Below are 6,784 nucleotides of genomic sequence, written 5' to 3'. Positions count from 1 at the left end.
CAGCGCCTCGGCCGAGGTCACGGACAGCGCGGCCGCGGCGCGGGACAGCGCGGCGTAGGCGGGCGCGTGCCCCGCCGTGCGCGGCCCATGCACCACCGCCGAGCCGAGCGCCGCCGGTTCGAAGGGCGAGCGGCCCGGACCGGTACCGCGCAGGGTCTGGCCCATGAAGGTCACTGGGGCCAGGCGATACCAGAGGCCAAGCTCCCCGGGACTGTCGGCGATGAACACCTGGGTCTCCTCCAGCGGCTCCTCCTCGACCGTGCGCAGGGCCGCGGGCCAGCCGACCTCCTCGCTCCGGCGGGCGATTGAAGGGCCGAGCGCGGGATCCTCGGGCGCGAGGATCAGCAGCAGCCGGTGCGACAGGCGGCTGGCCAGGCGGTGCGCCTCGAGCACGAGGCCGATCTCGGACTCGGGAACGCCGACGGCCAGCCAGGCGGGGCGCGCCATCAGGGCCTCGGACATCTCGCTCCAGTCGTTGTCGTTGCAGGGCAGCGCCGCCGCGGCGGAGCCGAGGAAGCCCACGGTCTCGATCGCCTCGGGGTCCGCGCCGAAGGCGGTCAGCCGCGCCGCATCCCGGGGCGAGGCGGTCAGGATCCGCTGGAACGGCGAAAGCTCGGCCCGGGCGAGGCTGGCCTGCCAGCGGCGGCGGCGCGCCAGGGCGTCGGACAGGCGGGCATCGAAGGCGAAGGCGGGAATGCCCCGGGCCCGTGTCTCGCCCAGCAGCACCGGGGCCCAGGCGCCGCCCACCCAGACGCAGACGTCGGGCCGCCAGTGATCGAGAAAGCCCTGCACCGCCCTGTCCGTCTCGACCGGAAGCCACTGGAAGAGGACGGTGCCGGGAAAGGCGACCCCGGGCCGCGGATCGCTGTGGGTCAGCAGGACGGGCTGGTCGTCGGGCAGGCGGAACAGGAGCTGGGCCAGCGCCTGGGCATCCGCGTCCGGCGCCAGGTGCGCCCACAGCAGCGGCCCCTCCGGGCGCGGCAGGCCCGCCTTGCCCAGCCGCTCGGCCGCCGCGTCGGGCGATTTCCTGGACTGCCGTGACAGGCTCGCGGCCTCCGTGCGGGCACGGAGACGGTGGCGCCAGAGGCTGATCAGGATCCGAGTTCCTCGGTCGGGGAGGCCGGCGTCTCCTCGTCCCGCAGTCGGTGGATGTGGGCGATGAAATAGCGCATGTGGGCATTGTCCACGGTGCGCTGCGCGGCCGATTTCCAGGCGTCGTAGGCGGCGGCATAGTTCGGGAACATGCCGACGATGTCGATGTCCTCGACGTTCTTGAAGACGTTCTTCGTGGGGTCGGTCAGCTCGCCCCCGAAGACCAGATGCAGGCGTTGGGCCATGTGGTGCCCCTCTCGGTTCGGTTCCGTTGGCGGGCATCGTATATGCCGCGCTGCGGCGGAGCAACTCCCCGGATCGGCGGAGCATCGGGGCGGGACCGGGCCTGCCGGAGGTCGGCGCTTGACGGCCGGCCGTCGGGGCGCATCTTGCTACGGGTTGTTTCGGGTGGAGCGGGCATGAGGTTCGGTGAGCGGGTGAGGCAGCGGGCGGTGCCGCTGATCGTGGCGGTGGCGCTGTTCATGGAGAACCTCGACGCCAGCGTGCTCTCGACCTCGCTGCCGCAGATCGCCCGGGATCTCGGGACCGACCCGATCCACCTGAAACTGGCGCTCACCTCCTACCTGCTGGCGCTGGCCGTGTTCATCCCGGCCTCGGGCTGGGCGGCGGACCGGTTCGGGGCGCGGCGGCTGTTCCGGCTGGCCATCGCGGTGTTCGCGGCGGGCTCCATCGCCTGCGGGCTGTCCCAGTCGCTGGGCGGTCTGGTCGCGGCGCGGGTCCTCCAGGGGCTCGGGGGCGCGATGATGGTGCCGGTGGGGCGGCTGATCGTGCTGAGGGCGACGCCGAAGGCGGGGCTGGTCGGCGCGCTGGCCTGGCTGACCGTGCCCGCGCTGATCGGGCCGGTGATGGGGCCGCTGGTCGGGGGCGCGATCACCACCTATGCCAACTGGCGGTGGATCTTCTGGATCAACATCCCGATCGCCGTGCTGGGCGTTTTCCTGGTGACGCGGTTCATCCCGAAACTGCCCCCGGCGCCGAAGGTGGCCTTCGACGCCACCGGCTTCGTGCTGGCGGGGCCGGGGGTGGCGCTGTTCCTGACCGGGTTGACCATGGCGGGGCTCGGCGTCGCGCCGGCGCCGGTGGTGGCGGCGATGGTCGTCGGCGGCCTGGCGCTGTGCCTCGGCTACGTGCGCCACGCCTTCGCGGTCGAGCGGCCGCTGGTGGACCTGCGGCTGTTGCGGCTGCCCACCTTCCGGGTGGCGGTGGTTGGCGGGCTGTTCTTCCGCACCGGCGGCGGCGCGATCCCGTTCCTGCTGCCGCTGCTGCTGCAGCTGGGCTTCGGGCTGTCGGCGTTCCAGTCCGGGTCGCTGACCTTCGCCACGGGGATCGGGGCGATCCTGATGAAGTTCATCGCCCAGCCGGTGCTGCAGCGCTTCGGCTTCCGGCGCGTGCTGCTGGTCAACGCCTTCGTGGCGGCCGGTTTCCTGGCGGTGCCCGCGCTGTTCACGCCGCAGACGCCCGCGCTGGCGATGGTCCTCGTTCTGTTCCTCGGCGGCGTGTGCCGCTCGCTCCAGTTCACCGCTTTGAACGCGCTCGCCTATGCCGAGGTGCCGTCCGAGCGCCTGGGCAGCGCCACGAGCTTCAGCGCGGTGCTGCAGCAGCTCTCGCAGACCTTGGGGATCACCGTGGCGGCCTTCGGGCTGGAGGCGGTGCTGGCGCTGACAGGGCGGAGCGCGATCGTGGCGGCGGCGTTTCCCCCGGTCTTCGTGCTGGTGGGGCTGGTGTCGCTCAGCTCGGTGCTGTGGCTGGCGCGGCTGACGGGGCGGTCGGGGGAGAGCCTGCTGGCGCGGCCGGCGGAGTAGGGTTTCGCGTTCCATGGGGGCGTGCCGGGCTGAAGCCCGGCCTACGGGCCGGGGGCTGGCGCTTGGTTCGGGTTAAGAGGGCAGGACCGGGGGCTGTCTGCCCGTCGCCATTGCGCTTGCGCAAATGGCGCTCAATGGCGACCCCCCGAGGATATTTGATAAGCAAAGATGTGGGGGGTTGCGGACTGGGTTACGTGTTCTTGGTGTTCAGTCGGCGAGGAAGGGGATCGGGACGCCGAAGACCTGCGCGAGGAGCACGAAGTTCAACGTGAGGACCACCGCGGCGCCGATCACCGCCAGGCTGCGCAGCGCCAGGGAGGGGACGAAGGCGCCCATGGTGGCACGGCGCGAGGTGAAGACGATCAGCGCGATCATCGGGATCGGCAGGGCGATGGATAGCACCACCTGCGACCAGACCAGCGCCTGCGTCGGGTTGACGCCGAGCGCGACGACGAGGAACGCCGGAGCCATGGTGACGAGGCGGCGGACGAGGAGCGGGATCCTGAGCCGCAGGAAGCCCTGCATGATCATCTGCCCGGCCATGGTGCCGACGACCGAGCTGGAGACGCCCGAGGCGATCAGCGAGATCAGGAAGGCCGCCGCCGCCGCGCCGCCGAGAAGCGGCGTCAGGGTGTGGTAGGCGGTCTCGATCTCGGCCACCTCGGGGTTGCCGCTGTGGAAGGCCGAGGCGGCCATCATCACCATGGCGATGTTGATCATCCCGGCGATGGCGAGGGCGACGACGACCTCGATGTTGGAGAAGCGCAGGAGGCGCGCGCGCTCGGTGTCGTTCCGGACCTTGACCCGGGCCTGGGTCAGGCCGGAATGAAGGTAGATCGCATGGGGCATCACCGTGGCGCCGATGATGCCGACCGCGATGGTCAGCGCGGCGCCGTCGGGCACGGTCGGCAGGACCATGTGGTACGCCGCCTCGCCCCAGGCGATGGGGGCGATGAACAGCTCGACCAGGTAGCAGAGGCCGATGACCCCGACGAGGACGCCGACGATGAGCTCCATGGGACGGAAGCCGCGCCCCTCGACCAGAAGCAGGGCATAGGTGACGACGGCCGTCACCCCCATGCCCGCCATCAGCGGCATGTCGAAGAGCAGGGAGAGGCCGATGGCGCCGCCCAGGAACTCGGCCAGGTCGGTGGCCATGGCGGCGATCTCCGACACGAACCACATGACGAGCACCGTGGGCCGCGAGAAGCCGTCGCGGCAGTGCTCGGCCAGGTTCTTGCCGGTGACGATGCCAAGCCGGGCGGAGAGGCCCTGGAAGAGCATCGCCGTGAGGTTGGCCAGCACCACGACCCAGAGCAGCGCATAGCCGTATCCCGCCCCCGCCTGGATGTTCGTCGCGTAGTTGCCGGGGTCCATGTAGGCGATGGAGGCGATGACGGCGGGACCGGCGAAGAGCAGGACCGCCCGGGGGCCGGTGCGGCTGCCCGCCAGCACCTGCTCCATCCGGGCGGAGGTGCGGTCGGTCAGGGAATGGGCGACGTCGGCCATGGGATCCTTCTTGCGAACGGCTCGCAGGAAGGAGTGGGGCGCGCGGCGGAAATGTCAAACGGGTTCGTCGCGCGGTACGGACCTTTCCGGCGTCAGGATGGGTGATCTCACCCATCCCGCGCGCGGCGCCCCAGGGGGGGCAGATGTCGGGTTCGGAGGCGCGGATATCTCGCAGGATGGGTGATATCACCCATCCTACCCCCCTCCTGCCCGGTCAGGCGAGGCGGGACAGGAGCGGCGCGTGCAGCGCCGGGGCGGCGGCGAGGGTGCCGTCGATCTGCGGATGGCGGGCGTTGAAGGTCAGCGGTGCGCCGGTGCGCGAGGTGGCGGTGCCCCCGGCCTCGGTCACGATCAGCGTGCCCGCGGCGACGTCCCATTCCCAGGTCGGGCGCAGGGCCAGCATGGCGTCGAACCGGCCCTCCGCCACGAGGCAGAGGCGGTATGCGAGCGAGGGGCGGAAGTGGCGGGCGAAGGTGGGCATCGGCGCGCGCCAGCGGTCGGGGTGGACCACCGGGCGGGAGGCGAGGAGGGTCGCGGTTTCGGGATCGGTGGCGGCGGAGGTCCTGATCGGCGCGCCGTTCAGCGTCGCCCCCTGCCCTGCCGCCGCGGCATAGAGCTTGTCGGCCACGGGAAGATAGACGGCGGCGGTGGTGATCCGGCCGTTCTCGGCCACGGCAAGGGAATGGGACCAGGCGGTTTCGCCCGCGATGAAGGCGCGGGTGCCGTCGATCGGGTCGACGATGAACACCCGCTCGGCCGAGAGGCGGGCGGGATCGTCCTCGGACTCCTCGGAGAGCCAGCCATACCCGGGCCGCGCGGCGCCGAGCAGCGCGTGGAGGTGGGCGTTCACCGCGAGGTCGGCCTCGGTCACCGGCCCCGCGCCGTCGCCCTTGTCCCAGGTCCGGGGATCGCTGCGCCAGTGGGGGCGCGCGATCCCGCCCGCTTCACGGGCCGCGCGGACCAGGAGCTCGAGGTCAGTTTCCGGCAAGCGTCAGCCCTTCGACCCGGAGCGAGGGGATGGCGCGGGACAGGTGGGGGCGCGCGTCGTTCGCCGCGGTGAGGGTCAGCAGCATGTCGCGCAGGTTGCCCGCGAGTGTGCATTCGTTGACCGCGTAGACGGGTTCGCCGTTCTCGATCCAGAGGCCCGAGGCGCCACGGGAATAGTCGCCGGTGTTCGGGTTGATCGAGCTGCCGATCATCGAGGTGACGAGCAGGCCGGTGCCCATCTCGGCCATCAGCTGCTCCCGGCTCTGCGCCCCCTGGGTCAGCTCCAGGTTGCCCGTGCTGGGTCGCGGCGGTCCGTCGGTGCTGCGGGAGGCGCTGGCGGTGCTCTGCATCCCGAGCTGGCGGGCGCTGGCGAGGTCCAGCGTCCAGCCGGTCAGCACCCCGTCCTCGACCACCGCGCGGCGGCGGGTCGGCAGGCCCTCGCCGTCGAAGGGGCGCGAGCCGGCGGTGCGGGGGCGGTGGGGATCCTCGATCAGCGACATGCCCTTCGGCAGCACCTGCGCGCCCAAGGCGTCGCGCAGCCAGGACGAGCCGCGGGCGATGGCGCTGCCGTTGATCGCCATGACGAGGTGGCCGACGAGCGAGCCGGCGACCCGTTCGTCGAAGATCACCGGAAAGGCGCCGGTCTTCGGCTGGCGCGCCCCGGCGCGGGCCAGCGTGCGCTCGGCGGCGATGCGGCCGATGGTTTCGGGGCTGTCGAGGTCGGCGCCGTGGATGCGCATGTCGCCGTAATAGTCCCGCTCCATCTTCGTGCCCTCGCCGGTGATGGCGACACAGGAGATGGCGCGGTCGGTCCGTCCGTACCCGCCGGAAAACCCGTTGGAGGTGGCAAGGTGGATGGCGCGGCGGCCATAGGCGGCGCTGGCGCTCTGGACCTGCGAGATGCCGTCGACGGCGAGGGCCGCGGCCTCGGCCCGGCGGGCGTCCTCCTCCAGCGTCGCGGGCGCGGGTTCCTCGGAGGGATCCACCAGGTCGAGCGCGGCGAGATCCCAGCCGCGGGCCAGCTCGGCGGGGTCGGCGAGGCCGATGTAGGGATCCTCGGGCGCCTCGCGGGCCATGGCGACGGCACGCTCGGCCATGGCGCGGATCGTCTCGGGCTTGATGTCCGAGGCCGAGACGCAGGCCTGGCGCCGGCCGATCAGCACGCGGAGGCCGATGTCGATGCCCTCGGACCGCTCGGCCTGTTCCAGCCTGCCGTTCAGCACGTCGATCGAGACCGAGGTGCCGTCGACCGCCAGGGCGTCGGCGCTGTCGGCCCCGGCCTTCGCGGCGGCGGCAAGCAGATCGGCGGTGAGGGAGGTCAGGCGGTCGGACATCGGGCGCTCCTGTCTGGATGCGCCGTGACCTAAGCCGGC

General features: G+C 72.1%; 6 protein-coding genes. 1 reads left to right on the top strand and 5 read right to left on the bottom strand.

From position 1 onward, the window contains the following. Positions 1 to 999, bottom strand: a 999-nt coding sequence (locus A7B20_RS21440; protein ID WP_281260103.1) for a 3-deoxy-D-manno-octulosonic acid transferase, incomplete at its 3' end; no start/stop codon positions are given. Between the two features lie 92 nt (positions 1,000 to 1,091). Further along, entirely contained in the window at positions 1,092 to 1,337 is a 246-nt protein-coding gene (locus tag A7B20_RS21435; RefSeq protein ID WP_102109138.1) for a DUF4170 domain-containing protein, read from the bottom strand. A 174-nt stretch (positions 1,338 to 1,511) separates the two neighbouring features. Between A7B20_RS21435 and A7B20_RS13625 the strand changes: the two genes are divergently transcribed. Beyond that, entirely contained in the window at positions 1,512 to 2,915 is a 1,404-nt protein-coding gene (locus tag A7B20_RS13625) for an MFS transporter (RefSeq protein ID WP_102109137.1), read from the top strand. 207 nt (positions 2,916 to 3,122) lie between these two features. Here the strand turns inward: A7B20_RS13625 and A7B20_RS13620 are convergent, their stop codons facing one another. From A7B20_RS13620 to A7B20_RS13610, 3 genes are all read right to left on the bottom strand, one after another. Continuing rightward, entirely contained in the window at positions 3,123 to 4,424 is a 1,302-nt protein-coding gene (locus A7B20_RS13620; RefSeq protein WP_102109136.1) for an Nramp family divalent metal transporter, read from the bottom strand. Between the two features lie 214 nt (positions 4,425 to 4,638). Further along, positions 4,639 to 5,412, bottom strand: coding sequence for a 3'(2'),5'-bisphosphate nucleotidase CysQ (locus A7B20_RS13615; protein ID WP_102109135.1), 774 nt, complete (start codon positions 5,410 to 5,412; stop codon positions 4,639 to 4,641). Next, positions 5,399 to 6,745: a TldD/PmbA family protein gene (locus tag A7B20_RS13610; RefSeq protein ID WP_102109134.1), complete on the bottom strand. Its 1,347-nt coding sequence runs from the start codon at positions 6,743 to 6,745 to the stop codon at positions 5,399 to 5,401. The genes A7B20_RS13615 and A7B20_RS13610 overlap by 14 nt, the downstream gene beginning before the upstream one ends. Positions 6,746 to 6,784 lie beyond the last annotated feature (39 nt).

Origin of the sequence: Oceaniglobus roseus (genome assembly GCF_002869745.1) — a bacterium.
Lineage (GTDB): Bacteria > Pseudomonadota > Alphaproteobacteria > Rhodobacterales > Rhodobacteraceae > Oceaniglobus > Oceaniglobus roseus.
Note: the sequence above shows the minus strand (reverse complement) of the source record. Positions and strands in the feature narration are given on the sequence as shown.

Excerpts from the sequence above, each read along its gene's own strand:
- A7B20_RS13620 (WP_102109136.1), bottom strand. The coding sequence starts at position 4,424 with ATGGCCGACGTCGCCCATTCCCTGACCGACCGCACCTCCGCCCGGATG.
- A7B20_RS21435 (WP_102109138.1), bottom strand. The coding sequence starts at position 1,337 with ATGGCCCAACGCCTGCATCTGGTCTTCGGGGGCGAGCTGACCGACCCC.
- A7B20_RS13610 (WP_102109134.1), bottom strand. The coding sequence starts at position 6,745 with ATGTCCGACCGCCTGACCTCCCTCACCGCCGATCTGCTTGCCGCCGCC.
- A7B20_RS13625 (WP_102109137.1), top strand. The coding sequence starts at position 1,512 with ATGAGGTTCGGTGAGCGGGTGAGGCAGCGGGCGGTGCCGCTGATCGTG.